General features: G+C 38.7%; 20 protein-coding genes. 15 read left to right on the top strand and 5 right to left on the bottom strand.

All coding sequences use genetic code 11. The annotated features are described in order from the left end of the window. Positions 1-171 precede the first annotated feature (171 nt). The 8 genes from KHS79_RS00915 (at position 172) to KHS79_RS00950 (ending at position 12,932) form a co-directional block, all read left to right on the top strand. Positions 172-2,691 (top strand): aminotransferase class III-fold pyridoxal phosphate-dependent enzyme, encoded by a 2,520-nt coding sequence (locus tag KHS79_RS00915; protein ID WP_212715880.1) that lies wholly within the window; start codon positions 172-174, stop codon positions 2,689-2,691. A gap of 10 nt (positions 2,692-2,701) precedes the next feature. Continuing rightward, a complete protein-coding gene (locus KHS79_RS00920) occupies positions 2,702-3,721 on the top strand; it encodes a methyltransferase (RefSeq protein WP_212715882.1) in 1,020 nt (339 codons plus the stop codon). 19 nt (positions 3,722-3,740) lie between these two features. Then, positions 3,741-4,001 (top strand): acyl carrier protein, encoded by a 261-nt coding sequence (locus KHS79_RS00925; RefSeq protein WP_094789464.1) that lies wholly within the window; start codon positions 3,741-3,743, stop codon positions 3,999-4,001. Positions 4,002-4,054: 53 nt separating this feature from the next. Continuing rightward, positions 4,055-6,280, top strand: coding sequence for an aminotransferase class I/II-fold pyridoxal phosphate-dependent enzyme (locus KHS79_RS00930; protein WP_212715884.1), 2,226 nt, complete (start codon positions 4,055-4,057; stop codon positions 6,278-6,280). 456 nt (positions 6,281-6,736) lie between these two features. After that, on the top strand, positions 6,737-8,359 hold the full coding sequence (locus tag KHS79_RS00935) for an AMP-binding protein (protein ID WP_212715886.1): 1,623 nt from the start codon (positions 6,737-6,739) through the stop codon (positions 8,357-8,359). 59 nt (positions 8,360-8,418) lie between these two features. Beyond that, the gene (locus KHS79_RS00940; RefSeq protein WP_212715887.1) at positions 8,419-11,238 is read left to right on the top strand and encodes a beta-ketoacyl [acyl carrier protein] synthase domain-containing protein; all 2,820 of its coding nucleotides are present in this window, start codon (positions 8,419-8,421) and stop codon (positions 11,236-11,238) included. Positions 11,239-11,263: 25 nt separating this feature from the next. Further along, a complete protein-coding gene (locus tag KHS79_RS00945) occupies positions 11,264-11,584 on the top strand; it encodes a RedY protein (protein ID WP_094788336.1) in 321 nt (106 codons plus the stop codon). Positions 11,585-11,765: 181 nt separating this feature from the next. Beyond that, positions 11,766-12,932, top strand: coding sequence for a nitroreductase family protein (locus KHS79_RS00950; protein WP_212715889.1), 1,167 nt, complete (start codon positions 11,766-11,768; stop codon positions 12,930-12,932). Positions 12,933-12,957: 25 nt separating this feature from the next. Here KHS79_RS00950 and KHS79_RS00955 read toward each other — a convergent pair whose 3' ends face one another. After that, positions 12,958-13,674 (bottom strand): DUF4336 domain-containing protein, encoded by a 717-nt coding sequence (locus KHS79_RS00955; RefSeq protein WP_325167561.1) that lies wholly within the window; start codon positions 13,672-13,674, stop codon positions 12,958-12,960. Positions 13,675-13,880: 206 nt separating this feature from the next. Here KHS79_RS00955 and KHS79_RS00960 point away from each other — a divergent pair, with 206 nt between their 5' ends. Both KHS79_RS00960 and KHS79_RS00965 read left to right on the top strand, forming a co-directional pair. Next, the gene (locus KHS79_RS00960) at positions 13,881-14,348 is read left to right on the top strand and encodes a hypothetical protein (RefSeq protein ID WP_212715891.1); all 468 of its coding nucleotides are present in this window, start codon (positions 13,881-13,883) and stop codon (positions 14,346-14,348) included. 207 nt (positions 14,349-14,555) lie between these two features. Continuing rightward, positions 14,556-15,272 (top strand): penicillin-insensitive murein endopeptidase, encoded by a 717-nt coding sequence (locus KHS79_RS00965; protein ID WP_233468151.1) that lies wholly within the window; start codon positions 14,556-14,558, stop codon positions 15,270-15,272. A gap of 184 nt (positions 15,273-15,456) precedes the next feature. Here KHS79_RS00965 and KHS79_RS00970 read toward each other — a convergent pair whose 3' ends face one another. Next, positions 15,457-16,542 carry a PLP-dependent cysteine synthase family protein gene (locus KHS79_RS00970; RefSeq protein ID WP_212715893.1) on the bottom strand — a complete coding sequence of 362 codons (1,086 nt, stop codon included), beginning with the start codon at positions 16,540-16,542 and terminating at the stop codon, positions 15,457-15,459. A gap of 406 nt (positions 16,543-16,948) precedes the next feature. On the opposite strand from KHS79_RS00970, the gene KHS79_RS00975 reads away from it, so the two are divergent. The 3 genes from KHS79_RS00975 to KHS79_RS00985 all read left to right on the top strand — a co-directional run bounded on the left by KHS79_RS00975 (position 16,949) and on the right by KHS79_RS00985 (position 18,972). Beyond that, positions 16,949-17,335, top strand: a complete 387-nt coding sequence (locus tag KHS79_RS00975; protein WP_051311491.1) for a DUF2721 domain-containing protein — start codon at positions 16,949-16,951, stop codon at positions 17,333-17,335. Next, a complete protein-coding gene (locus tag KHS79_RS26210) occupies positions 17,332-18,066 on the top strand; it encodes a 4'-phosphopantetheinyl transferase family protein (protein WP_212715895.1) in 735 nt (244 codons plus the stop codon). Before KHS79_RS00975 ends, KHS79_RS26210 begins: the two co-directional genes overlap by 4 nt. A 138-nt stretch (positions 18,067-18,204) precedes the next feature. Then, positions 18,205-18,972, top strand: coding sequence for a substrate-binding periplasmic protein (locus KHS79_RS00985; RefSeq protein ID WP_212715897.1), 768 nt, complete (start codon positions 18,205-18,207; stop codon positions 18,970-18,972). Between the two features lie 444 nt (positions 18,973-19,416). On the opposite strand, the gene KHS79_RS00990 is transcribed toward KHS79_RS00985, so the two are convergent. From KHS79_RS00990 to KHS79_RS01000, 3 genes are all read right to left on the bottom strand, one after another. Next, a complete protein-coding gene (locus KHS79_RS00990) occupies positions 19,417-19,713 on the bottom strand; it encodes an MTH1187 family thiamine-binding protein (RefSeq protein WP_212715899.1) in 297 nt (98 codons plus the stop codon). Between the two features lie 328 nt (positions 19,714-20,041). Next, complete coding sequence (locus KHS79_RS00995; protein ID WP_051311490.1) at positions 20,042-20,452, bottom strand: DUF5329 family protein; 411 nt, start codon at positions 20,450-20,452, stop codon at positions 20,042-20,044. A gap of 232 nt (positions 20,453-20,684) precedes the next feature. Next, positions 20,685-21,425 (bottom strand): NUDIX hydrolase, encoded by a 741-nt coding sequence (locus KHS79_RS01000; protein ID WP_233468152.1) that lies wholly within the window; start codon positions 21,423-21,425, stop codon positions 20,685-20,687. Between the two features lie 325 nt (positions 21,426-21,750). Between KHS79_RS01000 and KHS79_RS01005 the strand changes: the two genes are divergently transcribed. Then, positions 21,751-22,413: an isochorismatase family protein gene (locus tag KHS79_RS01005; RefSeq protein WP_233468153.1), complete on the top strand. Its 663-nt coding sequence runs from the start codon at positions 21,751-21,753 to the stop codon at positions 22,411-22,413. Between the two features lie 12 nt (positions 22,414-22,425). Then, on the top strand, positions 22,426-23,607 hold the full coding sequence (gene pncB / locus KHS79_RS01010) for a nicotinate phosphoribosyltransferase (protein ID WP_212715901.1): 1,182 nt from the start codon (positions 22,426-22,428) through the stop codon (positions 23,605-23,607). Positions 23,608-23,610 lie beyond the last annotated feature (3 nt).

The following is a 23,610-nucleotide window of genomic DNA, read 5'->3' on the forward strand; positions in this document are numbered from 1 at the left end:
AAAACGAAGGGTTTTTAGGGGCGGCGGTCAAGCGATGAAGCCCCCGGAGCTTATATTAATAAGTGACTAGGGTGAAGAGCGCTGACAACAAACCCTAAAAATGATTCGTTAAGGGTATATTAAATAATGAAGCTTGTTTTTCTCTTCCGAAGCAATTAGCAAGGAAAAGCTATGAAATTTGGTTTTATTGCTCATCCAACTTCAATTTCACTAAAGCGTTATGTGAAAATGTTGGATATTTTGCAGCGTACATCACATGACTTGGAAACAGGTTATCAACGTGAAATTTGGCAGCGGGAGAACTTAATACCCTTTATTGATTTTTGTAAAATTAAGTCAATAACGGGGGCAACTTGTGAAGGAGTCATTCACTATTTACCATTAACTGCTGATGAGATGCTATCATCAGCACGTACAGTACAAAAGCGTATTTTTGATGGTATTGAAACGCTGCATAAAGAGGGAGCTGAGCTGGTTGGGTTAGGAGGCTTTACTTCAATAGTAGGAAAACGTGGAGTAGAAACTGCTAATCAATCGTGTATTCCTGTGACAAGTGGTAACTCATTAACTACATACGCTGCTTATAAAGCATTTTGCCAAATATTTGACTGGTTAGAAATTCAACCTAATAACACGCAAGTAGCTATTATTGGTTATCCTGGTTCTATTTGTTTAGCCTTATCAAAACTACTTCTGGACTTAGGGTGTCAACTGGATCTAGTGCATAGTGGAGCGGAAAAAAGTAAAGAAGAATTGCTCAAGCACCTTCCAGATAAATATTATAGTCGAGTTAATCTTGTTAGTAACATTGAAGAGTGTTATCAGCGTAATCAGTTATTTGCAGCAGCAACATCTTCAGGAGGTGTGATTGATCCTTCGCGTTTGCAAGCAGGATCTATTGTTGTGGATATTGCTTTACCTCATGATGTTATCAAAGTTGACTCTGTTAGGAATGATATTCTGTTACTTGAAGGAGGATGTGTTACGGCTTCGCGCCAAGTTAAATTTGGTGGTGAATCGTTGAATATTGCTTTAAAACAACAAATTAATGGTTGTTTGGCTGAGACAATTGTTTTAGCACTTGAGCAACGTAATGAATGCTTTTCGATTGGTCGTTATTTAGAAAAAGAAAAAGTCATTGAAATTGGTACCATTGCAGAGCGTCATGGTTTTTATGCTTATCCATTTGCCTCATTTGGGGAAAGAGTTGAAAAAAACCGTGTCATTAACTTACGTCGATATTATCATCGAAGTTTGATAGCTAACAACTATGAAGTTGAGCAACATCAACCAACCCGTCGTGAGAAAGCACTGCAAAGGTATCGAAATCATATAAATCCAATGATGGCTGATTTTTTACACATGCAACGTTGTGATGAAGTATTTGATACTGCCAAGGGGTGTACACTTGTTAATACTGACGGTGAAAAATACCTTGATATGGTCTCTGGGTATGGTTGTTTAAATTTGGGCCATAATCCAGATAATGTTGTAAACGCATTACAAAAATTTTTGAAAAACTCTACAGCAAACTTTATTCAATATGTTTCAGTGCCTCAACAAACTTCACTATTAGCTGAGAAGCTTTGTGAAATTACACCAGGAAATATGGAGCGTGTGTTTTTTAGTAATTCAGGCACTGAAGCTGTTGAGGCTGCATTAAAATTAGCAAAAGCAGCTACGGGAAAGACACGATTTGTTTATGCCAAAAATAGTTATCATGGTAAAACTTTGGGTGCCTTGTCTGTTACCGGTCGAGAGAAACATCGCAAGCATTTTAGTCCACTATTACCGGGTTGTGAGTCAGTTCCTTTTGGTGATATTGATGCATTACAAAAAGTATTAGAGATAGGTGATATAGCGGCTTTTATTGTTGAGCCAATACAGGGAGAAGGGGGAGTACATACACCTTCTGAGGGCTATTTAAGAAAAGTACAACGGTTATGTAATGATGCAGGCTGTTTACTTATTGTGGATGAAATCCAGACAGGTTTAGGACGTACTGGACGTATGTTTGCTTGTGAATGGGAAGGTATCAAGCCAGATATCCTTGTGTTAGCAAAATCTTTATCAGGAGGCTTAATACCTATAGGAGCAACGCTAAGCTCCAGACAAATTTGGGATGCAGCTTATGGTACTATGGGACGATTTTTATTACATACTTCAACCTTTGGTGGGTGTAATATTGCAGCAGTTGCTGGATTAGCTGCATTGGAAGAAATATATCAACAAAAATTGTTTGATAAGGCGGAAACTCTTGGTCAGTATTTTAAGAGTGAGCTTATACGAATAACCAAGAACTATCCATTTATTGGAGAAATTCGTGGTCAAGGTTTGATGCTTGGCATTCAGTTTGCTAATGACTTTGATGGTGCAATTGAAGCATGTGCTCGTGAGTTTGGAACTCGTCTACCTGGAGACTGGCATTTAACCTATCGATTTTTTCCAGATGAGGTAAAAGATCATTTAAGTGCAGCTATGACTAAAATGGAAGAGTCATTAGCTGAAATGTTTTGTATGCGATTTGTCTCGAAATTGAATAACGATCATCACATTTTAACTTTTGTAACAGCAAATAGTTCAACAGTCATACGAATCCAGCCTCCGCTTATTATTTCTAAAAAAGAAATTGATTACTTTATTACATCTTTTGCAATGGTTTGTGAAGAGATGTCAACGTTTCTAAACTAGGAGATGAAGAATGAATTTTTCTAAAGAAGCTATTGTTGATGAAATGATGGGTTTTTTTAAGTCGAAGGTCATCACATCTGCTTTTGAGTTAAATATATTTGATGCAATTTCTGATAAACCCCTAACGTTAGATGAAGTATGCAGACACTGTAATATTCCTGTTAATTCAGGGAAGCGCTTATTAATTGCTCTTACGGCTATGGGCTTAATTGAAAATAAAGATAACCACTACTTACTGAATTCAAGTGCAAAATCATATTTGGTAAGTGACTCAAAAGAATGGTTAGGATGGTTAGCAAGACACATAGATAGCTTTTTATATCCACTTTGGGCACAAACAGCCAATGCCGTAAAGGATGATTCTGATCAGCGAAAAGTTGTGTTTGGTGATGCCAGAAGCTGGTTTGATATACTCTATCAAAACCCACAAGATGTTGTCGATTTTCAAGAGTTTTTGGGTATATTTGCTCAACCTTTTATTGACGGAATGATTGAAGCATTTGACTTTTCTAAATATCGGCATTTCCTGGATATTGGCAGTGGTATAGGCTCATTGCCAGTTGCTGTAGCGCAAAATAGCCCGAACCTGAAAATTTCAATCTGTGAGCTACCTCAAGCAGCGAGCTACCTTCGAGATCGTCTAAAAGTCACTAAGGGTGGTGAAGATATAGAAGTGATAACAGGAAATATAATTGAAGGTAAATTGCCTGATAATACATACGATTTAGTTCATTTAGGTTGGATGCTGCATGATTATAGCCCATCGATCCAGTGTGAAATTTTGAAAAATATATATGATTCATTACCAAGTGGTGCAACGTTTATTGCGAGTGAGACACCGTTGAATGATGATGAGTCGGGTCCGCTATTTACTGCACTGCTTTCTATTAACATGTTAGTTTCAACTGATGGTGGTGTTGAGTCTACACGTGAGGAATATCTGCAACGCTTTAATGAGGTGGGCTTTGTTAATACGAGAGTACTGACAATTAATGGTCCAAGAACATTATTTATTGGTGAAAAAGAGTAACTTTGGGTGGGTGGCTGGTATGTTGGAAAATAAATTGATTAAGTATATTTCTGAAAATTATCTTGAAGATGACGCAGAAGGCTTTGATTTAGATACGCCACTGCTAGAGTTTAATATCATTGACTCAAGTGCCTTATTCGACTTGGTTGCAATGTTATCAAAAGAAACAAGTGTTCAGATTCCTGTTAATGAAATAACACCGAGTAATTTTTCTTCAGTAAGACACATTACAAAACTTGTTTCAAAAATAATACAACAACAGGAAGCTATTAGCGCTTGATATACGTAAGTTTAGCTTTAAGTTCTATGTTTTTTGTTTTGTGGAGAAGTGTTATGTCTGATGTAATTATGGAAGAGCATGAAGTTGCTGAAAGTTTTGAAAAAATTCAACAGGGTATACTAAACTTGTTTGCAAGTCATACTGGCTATGGAAAGAAAGACATAATTTTAGATAATTGTTTTGATAGTGACTACGGTATTGACTCAATTACATTAACTACACTGCTATCTGATATTATCAAAGAATATAAAATACCAACAACAAAAGTGCCTGAAGATATTAATACACTTAATGATATTTTTAATTATGTTTCTTCTCAATTAAATTTTGATAAAAAAGAAGTAAATATTAATAGTGATATGAAGGCGGGGGATAAACAGGTTAAATCGCTATTAATTGATAAAATTCAATCTGTTGTTGCAAGGCATACGGGTTATTCTGTTGATCAGCTTGGTATTAATGTTGACTTTGAAAGTGATCTTGGCATTGACTCTGTTACCTTGGTGTCAATATTTTCTGATATTCCTAAAGCAACTGGTCTGGAAGGAGTTAAATTGCCTGAAGACCTTAGATCAATAGCACAGCTTATTGATTACCTTGATAAAAATGCAGCAAGTGAAAATGATAGTGATAATAAATTGAAGGAAGAATCTTTAAAGGGAAACCGAGAAAATACACTTAAAACTGAAAAAAAGGCAGAAACCAATTTAGATGATGATAGTGGATGGAAAAATTTCTTAAGCCAGCTGCTTGATACAGAAGATAATCATTTATTACCTGATAGTAATGTTAAGTATAGTTTTTCATCGCTCGGCTTAAATCAACAACATATTAATAAACTATACAACAAGTTAATACATGAATTTAAAATGCCTAATCAAATTAAGATTAGTGAGTGCGATACACCGGAAAAAATCTTGCATTATATTCAGGCAAGTAAAGAGTTTGAACTTGCCCCAATAAAAGAAATAATCAGCCAGATATCTCAAGCTAGAGAAAATGGAATATTTGAAGAAGATGATGATCCTCGAACGATGAAAGACTTTGTGGCAATTGAACATAAAGATCTTTTTCATAAAACGAGAGAGTTTAGGAAATTTTATACAAAAAAACAACGCCAGCAACTTTACTGGTATGGGATGCCATTAGAATCACGTTGCCAAAACAGAGCGCTTATTTATGATGAAACAACAGGCAAACGAAGAGAGTTTTTGATGTTTGCATCAAATAACTATTTAGGCTTGGCAAACCACCCAAAAGTTATTGAAGCTATTTGTGATGGTGCTCGTCAATATGGTGCAACAAACACAGGATGTCGTTTAATAGGTGGTAGTAATATTCTTCATAAAGAGTTAGAAGCAAAACTAGCTAACTTGAAAGGACGTGAAGCATGTATTGTTTATCCATCAGGTTATTCTGCTAATTTAGGAGGAATTTCTGCACTGGCAGGACCAAAAGACTTAATTTTTACTGATGCTATCAACCATATGAGTATTCAGGATGGATGCAAATTATCGGGCGCTGGACGTAAGATTTATCAACATAATCTCGAAAACTTAGAGCTTCTTCTAGATAAATATGCTGATCATGAGGGAGGAAAGCTCATTGTCACTGATGGCGTATTTAGTATGCATGGTGATATTGTTGATTTACCAAGGTTGATGCAAATTGCTAACAAGTATAATGCACGTGTATTAGTTGATGATGCTCATTCAACAGGTGTATTAGGCAAGACAGGCTCTGGAACCACAGAACATTTTGGTATGAAAGGTGAAGTTGACTTAGAACTTGGGACTATGAGTAAAGCACTTGCGGGTGTGGGTGGTTTTATCTGTGGTGATGAGGATGTTATTGAGTACTTACGTTTCTACTCCAATTCTTATGTTTTTGCTGCAACTATTCCTGCTGCAGTTGCTGCAGGTTTAATAGCTTCAATAGAGGTTATGGAAACGGAGCCTCAGCGCTTAAGTAAACTATGGAGTAATATTCATTATTTAAGAAGTCACTTACTGTCAGCTGGATTTGATTTAGAAAACTCTGCAAGTGCAATATTACCTATCGTTATCGGTAATGATCAAAAAACACTTGAATTTGGCCGTGCTGTAAGAGCCAGAGGGATGTACTGTCAGTCAGTCGTATATCCTGGTATTGCCGTAGGTGATGCGCGTTTACGTATCAGTGTAACCAGTGAGCATACGATTGATGATCTGGATCTTGCGGCTCAAATTTTAGTAGAGTCAGCTAAAGAGGTAAATATACCTGTCGTAAATAGTAATTAAATTTTTTTGAGTACATAATAATTACTAAATACTGCTGTCATGAGAAATACTTGAAAGGCGACTAGCACCACCCATGAATGATTCCCACAGTGAAGTGATTTTTTGATGGTATGAAGATATAGCCAGTAAACATTAAAAACTTCTCTGTGGGCATCGTTGAAGGGATTTATTAAACAAATACATATACCCAAAACGAAGGGTTTTTAGGGGTGGCTGTTAAATGCGCCTGCATAAACTGCATTCCCACCATCCTTGGTGGTCAAGAGCGCTGACAACAAACCCTACTAATGTGTCGGGAACACATTAGAACAGCTTCGCTGGCCCGTTAGGGTGAGCGCTATGGATAGCGCACATAAAAATGATTCGTGAAGGGTATATCTAAGCGAAAGTTGGGTCTAGTCTGGCCTTATTAATAATTCGTAGAGGCTATAAAAGGGTATAGGCTGGGGAGCTACGATGGAGACTCATAAATTTTGTCCGGTAATAGATTATTTACGCTTTTCTGCTCAACATTTTGCCAACAATGATGCTTTTGTTGGTATTGATAAAATAACTTACCAGGAATTTTATCTCAATGTTCGAACTTTGGCGGGATGTTTTAAAATACATGGTGTTGGGAAAGCAGAGCGTGTTGCCATCTGGTTGCCTAAATACGGTGAATACCCATTAGCCATTTATGCTGCAATGGAGGTGGGAGCTGTTTATGTACCTATGGATGGTTCACAACCTTTGGATCGGGCTTGCAAAATTCTAGAGAAATCCGAGCCGGTAGTTCTTGTGACTGACTGTGCACGATTTGAGGCATTAGATCATGATTTTCCACCAAGCATCCAGCTAATAATTTTGATTGATGCAGACTTGAATTTTGAGATTGAAGCAAATTATCCTGCAGCGGTAATTCCTTTATTACAGCTCCCTTATATGGGTACGCCATTGCCTGAGCCAGTGTCCTGCTATGAACAGGATCTTGCAGCAATTTTATTCACATCTGGTTCAACCGGTATGCCTAAGGGTGTGAAAATTAGTCATGGTAATCTACATTATTTTGTTGATTGGGCCGTCAATACTTTTCAAATTTCCTGTAATGATGTATTTGCAAATCATGCAGGTTTCCACTTTGACTTAAGTACATTTGACTTATTTGCGGCTGCTGCCGTGGGTGGGGCTGTATGGCTTATAAGAGATGATGAACAGCGAAATGTCAATGCACTGATTCAAGGTATTGAACAGTTTAATATTTCTGTATGGTATAGTGTGCCTTCAGTATTAATTTTATTAAATAATGCACAGTTTGATATGCATAAAGTGATGAGTACTATGCGTTATGTATTATTTGCTGGAGAGGTTTTTCCTATAAAGCATTTACGTGAGCTTGAGTGCTATTTACCTGATGGTTGTGCTTTATTTAATTTGTATGGTCCAACAGAAACGAATGTTTGTCTCTACTATCAGGTTGAAAAAAGCGTGTTACAAGGTAATAAACCGGTATATATTGGTCAACCGTTACCAGGTTCAACCATTGAAATTATAGATGAAAAAGGACAAGCGGTTATTAGTGAAGGCTGTGTTGGGGAGTTGCTTGTTACAGGGCCATGTGTAACCCCAGGCTATTGGCGGCATTATGATAGTGTAAACTCACTCAATCATTCGAAAGGTATTCATGCGACAGGCGACTTAGTTTGTTATGAGCGTGGTTTATTAACATATCTTGGAAGAAAAGATCGTATGATAAAGTTGAATGGTAATCGAGTAGAGCTGGGTGAAATTGAATCTGCGATAAGTTCTATGCAAGAAGTAAAAGAAGTGGCTGTTATTGCGGAGTTAACAGAATCTTCGCAGCACATTGTTGCATATTGCAGTTTAACGAATATCCAAAACAAGATTACCTCTATTGCTGTTAAACAGTATTGCGCACAAAAGATACCGCGTTATATGATTCCAAAGTTTATTAGGCTATTACCTGAATTACCTAAAAATGCTAATGGAAAAATTGATTATATAGCATTAAAAGCGTTATCTAGCAAAAATCAACGTAAAGTAATTAATAATAATGCGTCTAAGGCTGAGGAAGTTTCTTGATTACTAAAGAGTATACTGATGTGAAAAAAGTACGCTCTCTGACTTAGTTGGGACAAAATATGAAAGTTGTTGATACTCAACAGCCACTCGCTATTGTAGGGGTAGGTTGTTTGTACCCTCAGTGCCATAATGCAGAACAGTTTTGGCAGCAGTTTGTTCAAGCAAATACTTATTTTAGTCGGCTACCATTATCTCGGTTTCAAATTTATGATTCTGATGTTAAGTCACTTTTCTCAAATTGGCAGGGCGCTTTTTTTAAAACAGTTGATTTTGATTTAAAACGTTTTCGTATTCCTCCTATTTATAGGAAAGCCATTGCTTCAATTACGGGTATGTACATGGATGTGGCAGAACAATGTTTTCATAGTGCTGCTTTACAAAATCAGGTTACAAAAAACAATAAAATTGATGTCGTTTGTGGAACATGCCTTGGCTTTGATAGTACCTATTTAAATACACTTAAGTTAGCAGGTATAACATCATTGGATGAGATATTAGCAACTGATACAAAGAAATTAGCGTTACTAAAAAATTTGCTTCACGAATATTTTGGCTGTTCATCTCATGATCGTGTTGGCGAAATGGGAAGTAGTATTCCTGCTCGTATTGCAAGTTATTTCGGTTTGCATGGGCGTATACAGGCTATTGAAAGTGCTGATGCAAGTGGTTTTTTTGCTTTGGAATCGGCAGCCTTATCATTGCAAGCAGGGTTGAGTGATGCGGTTATGGTGATAACCGCGCAATGTGTTGAAAGTTTGTTGATGCCATTGATGTTAAATAAAAAAGGATTTAGTGCATCAGGGAGCAGTAACCCATTTTCATTTGAGAGTAATGGTGCTCTACTTGGGGAGGGAGCGGCAGGTGTTGTATTAAAAAGACTCACTGATGCAAGAGACAATGGTGATTATATTTATGCTGTTATTTCTGGTATTGCAGCAAATAATTCTGCCTGTGGGTTTAAATATAATGCAGATAGTAAAGCTAAATTATCCACAGTAGAGAAGGCTTGTACTTATGCAGGGATAAATATCAATAGTATTGATTATATTGATTGTATCTTTGCTGAAAACGAATCAGACAAAGCTGCTACATTAAGTACATTGGATAGTATATGTGCTGTAAAGAAAAAGGGCTTACCACTTTATTTGAATACTTCAGTGGGAGTTTATGGGCATACATTTGCAAATGCAGCCATGACAGGTGTAGTTGCTACCAGTTTGGCAATTCATCACCAAACACTACCTGCATCTGTATTAAATAATCATGAAATTTCAGACTTATTGCATAAGTCATCGGCTGTAACTAACAGCTCATTTAAGCAGCCGTGGTATAACGATAGTAACAGATATATCGCGAGTGTAATGGGTGCTGCGTTAAATGGTTTAAATTGGAATATAATACTGAGCGATCCTTTAGCGTCCAGTAAAATTTCTAACCTTGTTAATCAAAAGTCGGTTAATTCCTGTGATAAAGTTGTTACGCAAAGCGAAGCACTATTTGATTCAGAGCCAGAGCCTATTGCTATTGTCGGATTAGGTAGTGCTTTTGGACAAAGTGATTCGGTAAATGCTTTTTGGCAGGATTTATTAGCTTCTACAGATCATCTGCAGCGAATACCTGATGATGTTCTGCCAAGAAAAAAGTTTTATCATAATGGACCTTCACAGTACTTATCGAGCTATGCTGAAATAGGAGCAATACTGCAAAGGCAAGATTCAAGTTTAGCTAGGTTTAAATTCTTTCCAAAGCGTATAGCCCGTATGGATAAGGTACAAAAGATTGCTTTAGCCATTGCTGAAGAGGCTTTACAAGACTGTGGTTTTTTTGAAAAAAAACTATCGGATATTAACGCTGCAATAATTGTTGCCAGTAACTTATGCCTATCGAAAGAGCGTGAGAATGTTGCCAATCTATGCCGAAATAAGTTGACTGAAATTATTCAACAGGCTTACCCAGATTATACCGCATCACAAGTTACGCATAATATTATAGACGATATTAATCATTTAACACTGGATGGCGCACTGGCCAGTGGAACGGCGAGTTTAATTGCTCAAAGTATGCAGTTACCCGCTGCACCTTTCGCGGTAGAGGCTGCATGTGCATCTACTTTTGCAGCATTACAGAATGCGGTGTTGGCATTACAGCAGCGGCGCTATAATTTGGTTTTAGCGGGTGGAATTGAGTTACCAGTGAACCTGCGAGACTTAGTACTTTGCTCAGCACAAATGATGCTTTCTAAGGAAAAAATCTCTCCGTTTACAAATCAAGCAGACGGATTTTCCCCTGGTGACGGCGCAGCCTTTTTTGTATTAAAGCGTCTATCTGATGCAAAGCAGGCTGGCGATAAAATATATGCGACTATTGATGCGATTGCTGGGTCTGCTGATGCTGGTTCAATGACTGCACCTGATGCAGAAGGACAAACCCTTGCGATTGAGCGTGCTTTCGCTCAAGTAAAATACAAACCAAGTGATGTGCAGTATGTAGAGGCCCATGGTACAGGAACACGTTTGGGAGATATGGCTGAACTCACAGCGCTTAACAATGTATACGGCAATGAGAAAAATAGCGCTAAGCCAAGGTCAATGCCACTAATGATAGGTTCAGTGAAGGCAAGTAATGGGCATACTTTTGCTGCAGCTGGCGGCGCTGGTCTAATGAAGACAGTATTAGCATTACATCATAAGATAATACCAGCGACATTATTAAGAGGTAAGATTGATCCACGGTTACCGTTAATTAAAATACCTGCTGAAATAGTGTCTAGTAATAAAAAATGGCCAGCTAGTAATAGTCGGCGATATGCTGCTGTAAGTTCTTTTGGGACAGGTGGAATTAATTACCACTTACTAGTTTCTGCAAGTGATAATGACTAGTTGTAGATATTAAAGGAGAAAAGATATGGATACGATTATTCATAAAATACGACTATTGGATATTAATAAAGCCTCTGATTTTGAACGTTGGGTTGAAACCACTGACTATGCGACATGCCCAGATTTACCCAGTGTATTACAATTTGATGTTCACAGGGTATCTCAGGCCCCAGATGCTTCATATCATTATGTAGAAATTATTAAAGTGACCAGTCACACTGATTTTGCAAATGATATGAATACGGACGTTTTTGCTGGGCTTGTTTCGCGATTTACTTCAATGGCTGAAGTCATTGAGGAAGTTTCAGGTGTCCAGTTAGGTCTTGGCTACAGGGCTAATTATTAAGTGGGTTACTCTGGGCAATCGAATATAAATTTGCCTTTAAAAAAACGTTGCTCAAAGCCTGTGTAAAAGCATCGAGCGCGCTGACAATCATTTTCTGGAGGGTTGCAAAAAGTAGGCTTGCAATACTTGATTTTCTGTTTACACGTTTGTTAGCATTTATTTTGCCAGTTGAGGGGCCATCATGAATAAAAAATTGTTAGATGCTGTAAATAATGCGATTGAAATTGCTCGTTGGGCACCCTCATCTCATAACTGCCAACCATGGAAGGTAATGACACTGGAAAGTGCAGGTAAACAATATGATGTATTATTAGATAAGCCGTTAAAATCTAATGAGTTATTATGTTGTCTAGCGCTAGATAAAAAGCGTCAATTAAATGCATTACCTAGTTTGCGATTTGAGATGTATGTAAGCTGTGGTCTTTTTTTAGGGCTATTTTGGTTAGCGGTTACCCAGCAAAAAGTACGTTGTCGTTTTCATTGGTTATGTGATACTGATTTAAATCTTTCATGGTTACAGCTGGCTTCTGAGCATGAGAGTGAACTGCTTGTTGCAATGACTCTTAGTACAGAAGACTTTGAAGCCGACAATGAATATCAGGTTAGTCGAACAACATCTCGACTTCATCAACTGCTTGAGCTGGTAAGTACACGGCGTACATTTCGGGGCTTATTTCAGGATGACTTGTTTGATCAAGAAACGATAAGTAATCTTTTATCTAATCATTGGCCCCAGCTTCTCACGGGGCTTGAAGCTTCTGCCCATTTTGAACAAGATATTGACCATATTCATGGCGTGACACAGCTGGTTGCAAAATATGCTGCGTTGGATTTTTCAAGTTATCGTGCATGGAAAGAAACCTATCGGTATTTACGGTTTGATTTGCAGGATAATGCTGAAGATGGTTTTTACCTGCAAAGTCTTTTTGGTCCCATGCCAAAGCGAAAAATAAAGCTTTATGAGTATATCTTATCTCCGTTAGTCATGCAGATGCTGCGCTTGGTTAATGTACCACAGCATATGGCGACAGAACTGAGTAAGTTGGTTGATAAGTCAGCGCAGTTGTTAATTATAAAACTTAACAAAGAGCGTTTAAGTAAGCGCAATTTAGTTATGACAGGTGCTCGACTGATGGAGATTTGGTTGCAGGCTCATCACATGGGTGTAGCATTACATCCAATCAGTGTTTTGTTGCAACATGATGAGCCTCGAGAGACTTTGCAACGTTTATTACAGTGTCATAATGAAAGAATTGTGTTTGTAGCGCGAGCCGGTTACATAAATACAGCTGCAAGTGTCAGCCCTAGACGACCGGTTCAAAGTATCCATACTGCTGTTGGCTCTTAGGGTCTGTTACATATAATTTAACACTTTAATGGTGTTCGGTTAGCCATTTAAATGACTCATCGAGAAACGAGCGCGCATCTTGGAATATACACTCTCCATGAGCAAGAATAATCGTTTTTATATCCCACTTTAATATTAGGTCAAGAGACTGTTGTGCTTGTTTTTTGCTGCCAAAAGAAAAGCTTAGTCGCCAATCGGCAGGCATTTTCCCATGGGGAGCAAGAACGCCAGTAAATCGGGCAATGGCACGCTGCCAACGACCAAAATGGTCAGGATCAAAGTTTTCGATAAGATCTGTCACGATCAATGTCTTAGATGGTTTATGATAAAATACAGCTTCTTCCATAGCTGGGCTGCCATGAAAGATGGTTTGATCGATATCCTGTTGCCAGTATTCTTCTGGTGTATCCTTTAGCTCTGCAGTAAATGAAATATCATCCCTTTTTTTACAAAGCTCAGGTGTTCCAAATATCAATGCCATGGGATAGGTGCTGATCCAGTCCGTTAAAAATAAATGGTGTAGTTTATTAGGAGCAATTAAGTAACAAATGTCGCCTAGTTCTTTGAGGGCCTGTTGTAACGATGGGGTTAAACGAATTGGGGAGTGAATCCACAGTTTATTATCAGGAAATCTAATAATGGTCATCCGGGTTGAGTATGAAAACCCATAAAAATTAACGTTTTCTCCATTACATAGCCAGATATTATCTGTAACATTAATTAAACTATCTGAGTGACTCACTACTCACCTTCCTTGAAATTGATTTTTTTACAAAATAAATATATGCAGTACGTTTTTTTCTCACTTGCCATGTTAGCAATCAAGTGATAAATAAAAAATAGTTTTGTAGGCTACTCTTAAATTTAACCTAATACCTTTAGGGGTTAACACTGTTCACCATTTTAACGAATAGATTAAATAGGTAAAAGACAGAAAGGATGCTGCAAATGAAGGGATATTTGAGTATAGGGGTTGTAGCCCTAACAGCTTTTTTTTCGGGGTGTGGTAACAATGGCACACCTGCACCGGTTACACCTCCGGCGGTACTCGCTAACTGTGGTGCTATGACCGGAGCGATGAAGGGGGTTGGTGCGGATGTGACAACAGGCATCTCGATGGATGTAAATACAACTTTTACAATAACCAATAATGAATTTGTCAGTATTGATTGGACAGTTAATGGTCAGTCACAACCTAGAGATCCCGTCAGCGGTCGTAAAGGTAGTGGTAATGTAATAACAACTAAGAAGGGTCCTCCACCTGAATTTGATGTGAATGTTACAATACAGCAGGATGGCTATACCATTACGATTACTGGAAGTATTGTGGGTGCGCCAACCTGTACAGGTAATGGCCGGTGGACTGCGAAAAAAGATAATAGAAATGCAGGAAGTGGAACTTGGAGCATTCCATAGGGAAGCTGTGTAAAAATACATAGGCTCTGACTTGTACCAAAAACGATGGTAACTGCTATCGTTTTTGGTATGAGAGATAAGGATATCAAGTTGTTTGCGTGTAAGTATTGGTATTTTTTATTGAATTATTTAGACAAAGACGCTAAGTGTTTTTGGGAATAGTGTGTTAGATTGCGCTCAGTAATAGAAGCAAAGTTGTTATAGATAATGTTAGTAAAAACGCTTTTTGGTTTAATGCTAGGTTTTTGTTGTGGTATTGCAGTGGGTAGTACGCAAGTAAACAGTACCTGTTATGGCACAACTGCAAACGGCCGCCTATTAAATGGTGTCTCTTTACCGGACGAAGGCAAAAACTTTATAACCTATAGTGATACTGCTGCAGCCTTAGGGCGTACTTATGTTCACTCCACTGTAAGGAATGTGATTTTGGATGCATATCAAGCACTGAGTCAATCATTGCCTAAAACACAGTTTAAATACGGTGAAACAGGTTTTAAAGAAGGTGGACGCTTTAGGCCCCATAAAACACATCAAAATGGCCTGTCAGTGGACTTTATGGTTCCAGTGAAAGACAAGTCAGGACAACCGAGTATTTTGCCCACTCATGTGTTTAATAAATTCGGTTATGCTGTTGAATTTGATCAGACGGGTCGTACAGATGATTTATATATTGATTTTCCTGCGATTGCAGCTCATTTAAGAGCATTGCATCAGACAGCAACGCAACGTGGTATTAAAATCTGGCGTGTTATTTTTGACCCCAAATTGCAACCTTATCTTTGGCAAACAGCAGATGGCGCCTATTTACGTAAGCATTTAACTTTTTCTAAGCGCCGATCGTGGGTCAGGCATGATGAGCATTATCATGTGGACTTTATAATACCATGCAAGCCGTTAAGTAGTTATGCAGATGATAGTCAGTAGACTATACCCTTTGCGAATCAATTTTATGTGCGCAATCCATAGCGCACACCCTAACAGGCCAGCTAGCACTTTTAATACAACTACGGTTGCTATCGTTAGTCCTATCAGACCAGACTAGCCCCGCTAAGAGTCCTTCGCTTTGGGTATATTAACCTCTCGATTAAATTTATCGTTGTTGTGGCTGTTATTGAATGTTCGGTAAATACCCCGTATTCCAGAAAGACTCTAATGCTTGTGTATAAGGGGCTAAATCAAACTGTTGATCTTTCAGCCACTGATCATTGTAATACGTGTTTAAATAGCGATCACCTGAGTCACAAATCAAGGTAACGATACTGCCATGTTCACCACGCTGTTGCATTTCACTGACTATTTGTAAAGTGCCATAGAAGTTAGTGCCAGTGGAGCCTCCAAGTTTACGTCCCAGTATTTTTTCGAGAAAGTGGATGCTGGCAAATGATGCGGCATCAGGAATACGTTGCATGCGGTCAATGACTGTCGCAATAAAAGAAGGTTCTACTCGAGGACGGCCAATACCTTCAATACGTGAACATTGGTGACTTGTTAAGCTAGCGTCACCACTTTGATAGTAATCGATAAAAACCGAGTGTTCAGGATCCACGACAGCTAACTGAGTATTATGATGCCGCTGAGGGTGATAACGAATGTAACGACCAATCGTAGCAGAGGTTCCACCCGTGCCAGCACTTACTACAATCCAGTTTGGTACGGGATAGCGTTCCGCGCTCATTTGTCTGAAGATTGAGTCCGCAATATTATTATTTCCACGCCAGTCAGTAACACGCTCGGCAAAGGTAAATTGATCCATATAGTGACCATTCAACTCTTTTGCGAGCCGCTCTGACTCAGCATATATTTGGTCTGGAGAAACTAAATGACACTGGCCACCATAAAACTCAATCTGCGCTATTTTTTGAGGGGCTGTGGTTTTTGGGATTACCGCAATGAAAGGAAGCCCCAATAGCCGTGCGAAGTAAGCTTCGGAAATCGCTGTACTCCCTGATGAGGCTTCAATGATGGGGGTATCTTTTTTAATCCAGCCATTACAAAGGCCATAAAGAAATAGTGAGCGAGCAAGGCGGTGTTTTAGACTTCCAGAAGGATGTGTTGATTCATCTTTAAAGTAGAGGTCAATATTAGGAACACTTGGAATATCCAGTTTAATCAGATGTGTATCTGCAGAGCGCTTAAAGTCGGCCTCAATCTGTTGAATTGCAGTATTTACCCAGTGTCGTGCTTCAATTGTCATGGTGGCTCCAGTGATTAGTCTGAGAAAAATACCTTTGGTTTTATGGTTTTTGTTGTACAGGTATGTTTATGGGTGCAATCCTTAGCTGCTAGGCTCGTTATTTAAGTTGATAGCGCATGTGAAGTAGTGCCCTGAGTCCCCAAACGTTATCATATAAATGTATATACTAAAGTTTATTCAGTTTGGTTATAAATATATAGCTCATTTTACTGTAGTGTACTGTATAAGCAAAGCCCAAGGTGCTGGTGGCGTTATTGTTTGCTGTATTTTCCTCAAAAGAGGTTGCTTCAGAGAGGGGAAGTATGAGTATAGAAGCTACACAGTGCCTATTCATTGATGGTTAACACCTTATTGCTATCAATTCGTTGTATAATTTTGATAATTCTTGTTTAGCAGAAGTTTTTTTATGCAAATTACTATTACTACACCAGGCCTATTGTTTCCAGCAATATCGTTATTACTATTAGCCTACACAAACCGGTTTTTAGTAATAGCCCAGTTAATCAGGGAGTTGCGTAAACGCATCGACCAAGGAAAAGCATGTAATACTAAGCGACAAATAACAAATTTACGAAAAAGAGTTAATCTAATTCGAAGTATGCAGTGGTTTGGTGTGTTTAGTTTTTTACTATGTACCTTTTCGATGATTGCGATATTGCTTGAGTATTATGGTGTCGGTGAGATTTTATTTGGGTTGAGTCTGGCATTTATTACCTTGTCACTATTATGTTCGTTATGGGAGATCCAAATTTCTGGTGAAGCACTCAATATCGAACTGGAAGGCATGGAGTGAGTGTTAATACGGTAAACAGTTTGTTTTTGCCTCTTATTCCTGAGCAGATTTCGGAAAAAGAGGCTTTATTAATTGAAGTAGATAGACAGGTATTGCCTTCACATAACGAGCTTATGCACTACCTGACCGCTTCTGAAAAAAAACAGTTTTCTTCTGTAAAATATGCTCAAGCTCGGGATCGAATGATTGTGAGTAGAGCTATGCTAAGAGTACTGCTTGGCTACTATTTATCCTGCTCTCCAGAGTCTGTTGCTATGGCAACGGGATCTTATGGAAAACCTGAACTTAAAGACCAGGTTTTATTCTTTAATGTGTCTCATACTAAACATAAGTATATGTATTTGCTCGCTAGGAGTGTTCCTGTTGGTGTTGATACGGAGTATATAAACCCTCGAAAGCAGTGGCATGACATTGCCCGGGATTATTTTCACCCTGATGAATATGCTTTTCTTTTAAAATGCGTGGGTGATCCTGATGCTATTCGACAGTTTTATAGTATATGGGTAGGTAAAGAAGCTGTTATGAAGTTTTCAGGGTTTGGTATGTCATTACCCATCAATAGTTTTTGTATTTACCCTGATAAGGAATTGCAAACTGTTTATTATGAGTTTAAAAAAAAGCTATATTGTTGTGCTCTTCAATTGATGGAACGTCGAGATCAATTTAAATGTGCAATAGCGACACCTGAAGGAGAAAAAATAAAAATTAACCACATTATCATTAATGAGTGATTGATCGTTTTTCATCTTGCTTTTTTGTGCTGTGTTCGTTTATGTGAAAGCTGCATAATGGTGATATAATTACCTTTAAAATAAAGGGTATAGCACAGGGTAGCGCTTATGCTCGAAAAGTGATGAGTAAGGTAAAGAATGATGAAAAAAATTATTGTTATTTTGTCAGCATTAATGATGTTCAGTAGCCTTACTTATGCGGCAAAGATTAAAGTCTTACGAGCAGACTTTCGTGAACGTCCCCCCCTTATGTTTCAGGTTGGAGGTAAGCCAGGAGGGCCTTTGGTTGATATCTTGAACCTGGTAGCAAAAGAGGGTGGTTATAGAATATCCTGGCGTAAGAGTCCCTTTCAACGGAGTATTAAAGATATCAAGCTGGGTACAGTAGATATTATTCCACGAGTATCTTTAAATGAAAAAAGAGCGAAATTTTTACACTTTTTGGGTCCTGTAGGGTATCGGCTTGCCAATACACTTTTTTTAACAGAAACTCAGCTTAAAACTAAAATAGCAAGTTATAACAATTTATATGGATTGGTAGTTGGTGCAAAACGAGGCTCATTCTATTTTGATGAGTTTAATAACGATAACTCCTTAAATAAAAAGCTGTATGGACACTATTCTGCTATGGCTCGAGCATTATCAAGTGGAGAAGTTAACGTATTGGCAGTGATAGAGTCTGACCGTAAAATGCAAGAGCAAGAGTTTGGTGGTACAGTGGGTAGTCAATATGTTTATGCAGATTATGTTCATGTTAGAAAAGAGCCAGTTTATTATGCACTTTCCAAAAAATCTCCTTACTCAGACCAAAAAGATACACTGAATTCAATATTACAGTCTCTAATAGACTCAGGAAAGGTTAAAGCAATTTATAATAAACATAAAGTGCCGTTTACAAGTAAATAATATGGCTGCAGTAAAGCGTGGTTATTTAGTATTTTTTGATTGAAATACTTTTGTGCAAAGTCTGCATAATGTCCCTTGAACACGCTGTAAGTTCTTCCCTGTAAGTTTGTTTACCATGTCCTTGCGACAAACAGCTCGGTATGCATTACCCATCCGTTGTCTTTCCAGGTTATACATTGATATATACCCAATACGAATGGTTTTTAGGTGCGGCCATCAAGTGACGAAGCCCCATGAGCCTATATTAATAGGTGATTGGGGTGAGGAGTGAAGATAACAAAACCTAGAAATCATTCGTGAAGGGTATATCACAGTTGTTTGTTTAAGCGTGATTGGGGGTTGTAATAAGTGGGTTTGCAAAGCTTGAATTTGTCTGTGAAACAGATGCCGAGTGCATAAAGAGAAGTGGAGACCAAGGCTGTTGTGAGTGTCTGAGGCATGAACTTACCATTTGTTTTCTACACTGGAAACTTTATCTGCTATAGATTGATCTCGGTCAGTCCGAGTGCCGACTTTTAAAGTTGTTGTGATTCGTGGCGCTCCCATAGCATGAATTGCTTCATGGCAAGCTTTGATTGCGCTAAATACTGCATCCCATTCTCCTTCGATAAGGGTACCGTAAGCATGTAGCTCCCAACTGAGTCCTGCATTATCAAGAATAGGCTTGCAGGCTGCAATATAAGGCGATAGTGATACGCCAACGCCTAAGGGGATAATACAAAGGTCAACCATAACCTTCATTATAATGCTCCTCATTATTCAAATAGTGTTAACAGGCCCTAAGGTGATTAAGCACTGATGTAAGCTTAGCAAAAGTTTGAGGGTATTAGTCTATAACAAGCAATGACACAATAGTCGTGTGACTCATTAAGGTGGGTAGGAGTGAGATATTTTGAATTTAGGAGAAAGGCGATGATGATAATGTGGTTGCTCACTTTTTTAACGTTTTATATTTTCAGCACATTAGCAGGATTCTGTGCTAGTTAGCTTTTGGATCGTGTTAGCTAATTAGCAATGCAGTTTCTTAAAGGAAACTAAATTGAGCAATCACATTATCATCAGATGTCTACTAATTAAGAGTGACAGAAGCTGTATTGCTTTGTACAGTTCTAAATTTGTTTAACTCTGCAAGCAACCAGTCTTGAGCCCGCATTGGCTCGAGATTCGGACATAGGACTTGGTAATCTTTGCCAGTAATAGTACTACGGGAGGCGGTCATTTGGATGAAGTCTTCTGTGTTATTAATTTCATCACGAAAATAATCATATCGCTTTAAAATGTGGGATGCGGCTTCAGTAGCACTGTGTTTCGCGCCATTCCGTTCCATAAGACATGCTGAGTTCCGAACAAAGTCAACAAGGTGGTTGATTTCCATTTTCTGTTCAGGTGGAACATCTGCCACTCCAGTATTTGTGAATAAAAGCACAGCGAAGAAAAGTAACAGCTGTTTATGCCAGCAAGTTGTAGTGTTTGTGTGCATAGCCTTCCTCACATTTTTTAGTATTTAGGTTTTGCTACCGCTAGTTTGCTGTTTCCTTAAAAATAAGCTTAGGATTATTAGCTTTATTATTATGACTGAGTCAGTGACTTAAAAGCTATGAAGTTAATAACATAACTAGCGGATATATTGGTGGCGATGACCACATGTCTAAAAAACACGCAACAATAGACATTTTGTCAAGAAAATAGTGTATCAATATTAGGATAACTACTTATTCTTGCTGAGTTGTGTGATAAAGCCGGTTATAAAAGTGGGCTTTTGCCGTTTTTTTCAAGCGGTAAAGCGCTGCAGGACGATTGCTCCCATAGCGTTTTTTGCCTGTATCTTCGAGTAAATCTTCGTGCAAAAAGCGATTTCGAATAGAACGCATAGGAGGGGCTTTTTTCAAAATAGCGGCAAAAACGTCGCGTATGTCGGCAAGGGTAAACTCTTCCGGCAATAAGTAGACTGGTAAAGATGTATATTGAATTTTGTTACGGAGTCGTTCTAATGCTTGTGAAATAAGGTGGTTGTGGTCGAATGCTAACTGCTCTGTGACACTGTCTCCGACTATGTTGCACCACCGTACGTCTTCTGTTTGCTGTTGAATATCAGTGCCAGGCAAAAGTGCATAATAAATAACAGTTACTGACCAACCTCGTGGGTCACGCTGAGGGTTACCAACAGTACCTACTTGTTCAAGGTAGGGTGCCCTCATACCTGTTTTTTCATGAAGTTTTCTATGAGCTGTGGCATCCAAATCTTTATCTTGATCAATATCAATAAAACCACCAGGTAGACCAAGTTGCCCTATATGAGGGTGCTGTTTACGTGCACAGGTCAGCACCTGTAACTGTTGATTGTGAAGTCGAAATATCACCACATCGACACTGCAGAGTGGAGTTGTGTAGTGGTTAATATTGTACTGTTGCAAGTATTCTTCTTCACTGATCATAGTGTGATCAATGGGCATCTAACTTCGCCTCCGCCTGTTATCAGCACCGTACAACGGATATTAATCGTATTAAGCCATGTGTCATGTATATATAGCTTATGCTGTTGATCTGCAAATATTTTTCATTGATTATTCGGATGATACTTACATTAAAACCTGGTTTCTTCGGTTGTCACATCGTTTTTGAGCAGATAAACGCGGTTTAATACAAGGCTTATCAGCCGGAGGCCAGTTTACGCTATGTAAGCATGTTAAACAAAGTTGAAAGTAGTGAGTTAGACTTGACATGTAAATGAATTAGGTTCACTATGTAAGTGAACTTGATTCATTAAGAGGTGTGGCCATGTATTTAGATAAAAGCATGAATCTCGGTAACAAGCAGTTTGTGGCCAGTTTTGATGTAGACGCCCAGCAAACTTTTACGCCATTATGTTCTGATGAGTTGCCTGTACCTGATGGCCACACTATTGTGGAAGAGCTAAATGCTCAGGCACAATTGGCCGGTTGGCGCATTGGCTCCAAAGATGCACATAGCCCACATGCTATTTGGGTTGCAGATGAACATCACCCTCCGTTACAGCCAGTAGAAGGCAAACATGTTGATGTGCGTTGGCCTGTGCATGCAGTTCCTGGTAGCAAGGGGTTTTCGCTATTACCAGGACTGCCAGAGCCTGCTGAGTATGATTTTTTTGTTTGGAAAGGGATTGAGTTAGATATGCATCCTTATGGAGCATGTTTTCATGATTTATCAAACAAGCTTAGTACGGGTGTCATTGAGTTCTTACATTTTCGCCAAATTCAATGGATTGTGCTGGGAGGACTGGCATTGGATTATTGTGTTAAAACAACCGCATTACAGCTGAGATCTGCTGGTTTCAAGGTCATTGTTAATTTAGCAGCGACCAGAGGACTTGCGCCCGAGTCAGCTGCTCATGCTAAAGCAGAAATGGGTAATGCTGGTGTGCTGTTTATTGCCCGTAGTAGTGATTTGAAGATCGTGTCGTAGAGGAGAGGTAACATGAGAGAACAAATAATTACCTCATTATTAGATACTGATTTATATAAGTTCACCATGCAACAGGCGATGTTGCATCAATACCCTAATACCGACGTAGTTGCTAAGTTTAAATGTCGTAGCTCGATTGATTTAACAGCATTGCTGCCTGAACTACGTCAGCAAATTGAGGCATTAGCAGGCTTAACATTTAAGCAGGATGAAATACGATACTTAAAACAGTTGCCGTATTTAAAGCCCGATTTTGTTGATTTTTTGGCAACCTTTAAATTACAAGCACACTATATTAATGTGGGTATTGAGGATAACCAACTTGCAGTTACTGTTGCAGGTCCCTGGGTACAGGTAACGCATTTTGAGATTTTTCTGCTGGCAATAATTAGTGAATTATATAGTCGTAGATATTATTCCACAGTATCTATCGATGAGGGGCGGCAACGTCTCTATCAAAAAATAAAGCAAATAAAACAGGCTCAACCTGACTCCGGTCGTTTAGGCTTTAAACTGGTTGATTTTGGTACGCGCAGAAGATTCAGCCGAAACTGGCATTACGAGGTTGTTGATGTATTAAAGCATGAGTTACCAGATTTCTTTGTTGGAACAAGTAATGTTTATCTTGCCAGAGAAATGGATATTGCACCTATTGGTACGATGGCCCATGAGTGGATACAGGCGCATCAAGGATTAGATGTCAGGCTGGTAGATAGCCAAAAAGCGGCACTTGAGGCATGGGTTAAAGAGTATCGAGGTGAGCTTGGTATTGCTTTGACTGATACGATTAGTATGCAAGCCTTTTTACGAGACTTTGACCGTTACTTGGCAAAAGTATTTGATGGTCTGCGCCATGACTCTGGTGACCCAATACTATGGGGAGAGCAGGCTTTAGCACACTATAAGGCGCTTGATATTGATCCTAAAAGTAAGCAGTTAGTCTTCAGTGATGGATTGAATATTACTCAAGCCCTCAATATCTATCAGCATTTCAAAGGGCAGACGCAAACCAGTTTTGGAGTTGGCACTCACTTAAGTCATGACCTTGGTGTGCCAGCGATCAATATGGTATTGAAGTTAGTGGAGTGTAATGGTCAACCTGTTGCTAAGTTATCTGATAGCCCTGGAAAGGTCATGTGTCATGACGAGACATTTGTGACTTATTTAAAACAGGTTTTTGCTGTTGCTGCCTAAAGG

The organism is Zooshikella ganghwensis (genome assembly GCF_018263875.1).
GTDB lineage: Bacteria > Pseudomonadota > Gammaproteobacteria > Pseudomonadales > Zooshikellaceae > Zooshikella > Zooshikella ganghwensis.

Bases quoted from the DNA above. Each gene is read 5' to 3' on its own strand.
- KHS79_RS00915 (WP_212715880.1), top strand. From the start codon at position 172: ATGAAATTTGGTTTTATTGCTCATCCAACTTCAATTTCACTAAAGCGT.
- KHS79_RS00920 (WP_212715882.1), top strand. From the start codon at position 2,702: ATGAATTTTTCTAAAGAAGCTATTGTTGATGAAATGATGGGTTTTTTT.
- KHS79_RS00925 (WP_094789464.1), top strand. From the start codon at position 3,741: ATGTTGGAAAATAAATTGATTAAGTATATTTCTGAAAATTATCTTGAA.
- KHS79_RS00930 (WP_212715884.1), top strand. From the start codon at position 4,055: ATGTCTGATGTAATTATGGAAGAGCATGAAGTTGCTGAAAGTTTTGAA.
- KHS79_RS00935 (WP_212715886.1), top strand. From the start codon at position 6,737: ATGGAGACTCATAAATTTTGTCCGGTAATAGATTATTTACGCTTTTCT.
- KHS79_RS00940 (WP_212715887.1), top strand. From the start codon at position 8,419: ATGAAAGTTGTTGATACTCAACAGCCACTCGCTATTGTAGGGGTAGGT.
- KHS79_RS00945 (WP_094788336.1), top strand. From the start codon at position 11,264: ATGGATACGATTATTCATAAAATACGACTATTGGATATTAATAAAGCC.
- KHS79_RS00950 (WP_212715889.1), top strand. From the start codon at position 11,766: ATGAATAAAAAATTGTTAGATGCTGTAAATAATGCGATTGAAATTGCT.
- KHS79_RS00960 (WP_212715891.1), top strand. From the start codon at position 13,881: ATGAAGGGATATTTGAGTATAGGGGTTGTAGCCCTAACAGCTTTTTTT.
- KHS79_RS00965 (WP_233468151.1), top strand. From the start codon at position 14,556: ATGTTAGTAAAAACGCTTTTTGGTTTAATGCTAGGTTTTTGTTGTGGT.
- KHS79_RS00970 (WP_212715893.1), bottom strand. From the start codon at position 16,542: ATGACAATTGAAGCACGACACTGGGTAAATACTGCAATTCAACAGATT.
- KHS79_RS00975 (WP_051311491.1), top strand. From the start codon at position 16,949: ATGCAAATTACTATTACTACACCAGGCCTATTGTTTCCAGCAATATCG.
- KHS79_RS00985 (WP_212715897.1), top strand. From the start codon at position 18,205: ATGATGAAAAAAATTATTGTTATTTTGTCAGCATTAATGATGTTCAGT.
- KHS79_RS00990 (WP_212715899.1), bottom strand. From the start codon at position 19,713: ATGAAGGTTATGGTTGACCTTTGTATTATCCCCTTAGGCGTTGGCGTA.
- KHS79_RS00995 (WP_051311490.1), bottom strand. From the start codon at position 20,452: ATGCACACAAACACTACAACTTGCTGGCATAAACAGCTGTTACTTTTC.
- KHS79_RS01000 (WP_233468152.1), bottom strand. From the start codon at position 21,425: ATGCCCATTGATCACACTATGATCAGTGAAGAAGAATACTTGCAACAG.
- KHS79_RS01005 (WP_233468153.1), top strand. From the start codon at position 21,751: ATGTATTTAGATAAAAGCATGAATCTCGGTAACAAGCAGTTTGTGGCC.
- pncB (WP_212715901.1), top strand. From the start codon at position 22,426: ATGAGAGAACAAATAATTACCTCATTATTAGATACTGATTTATATAAG.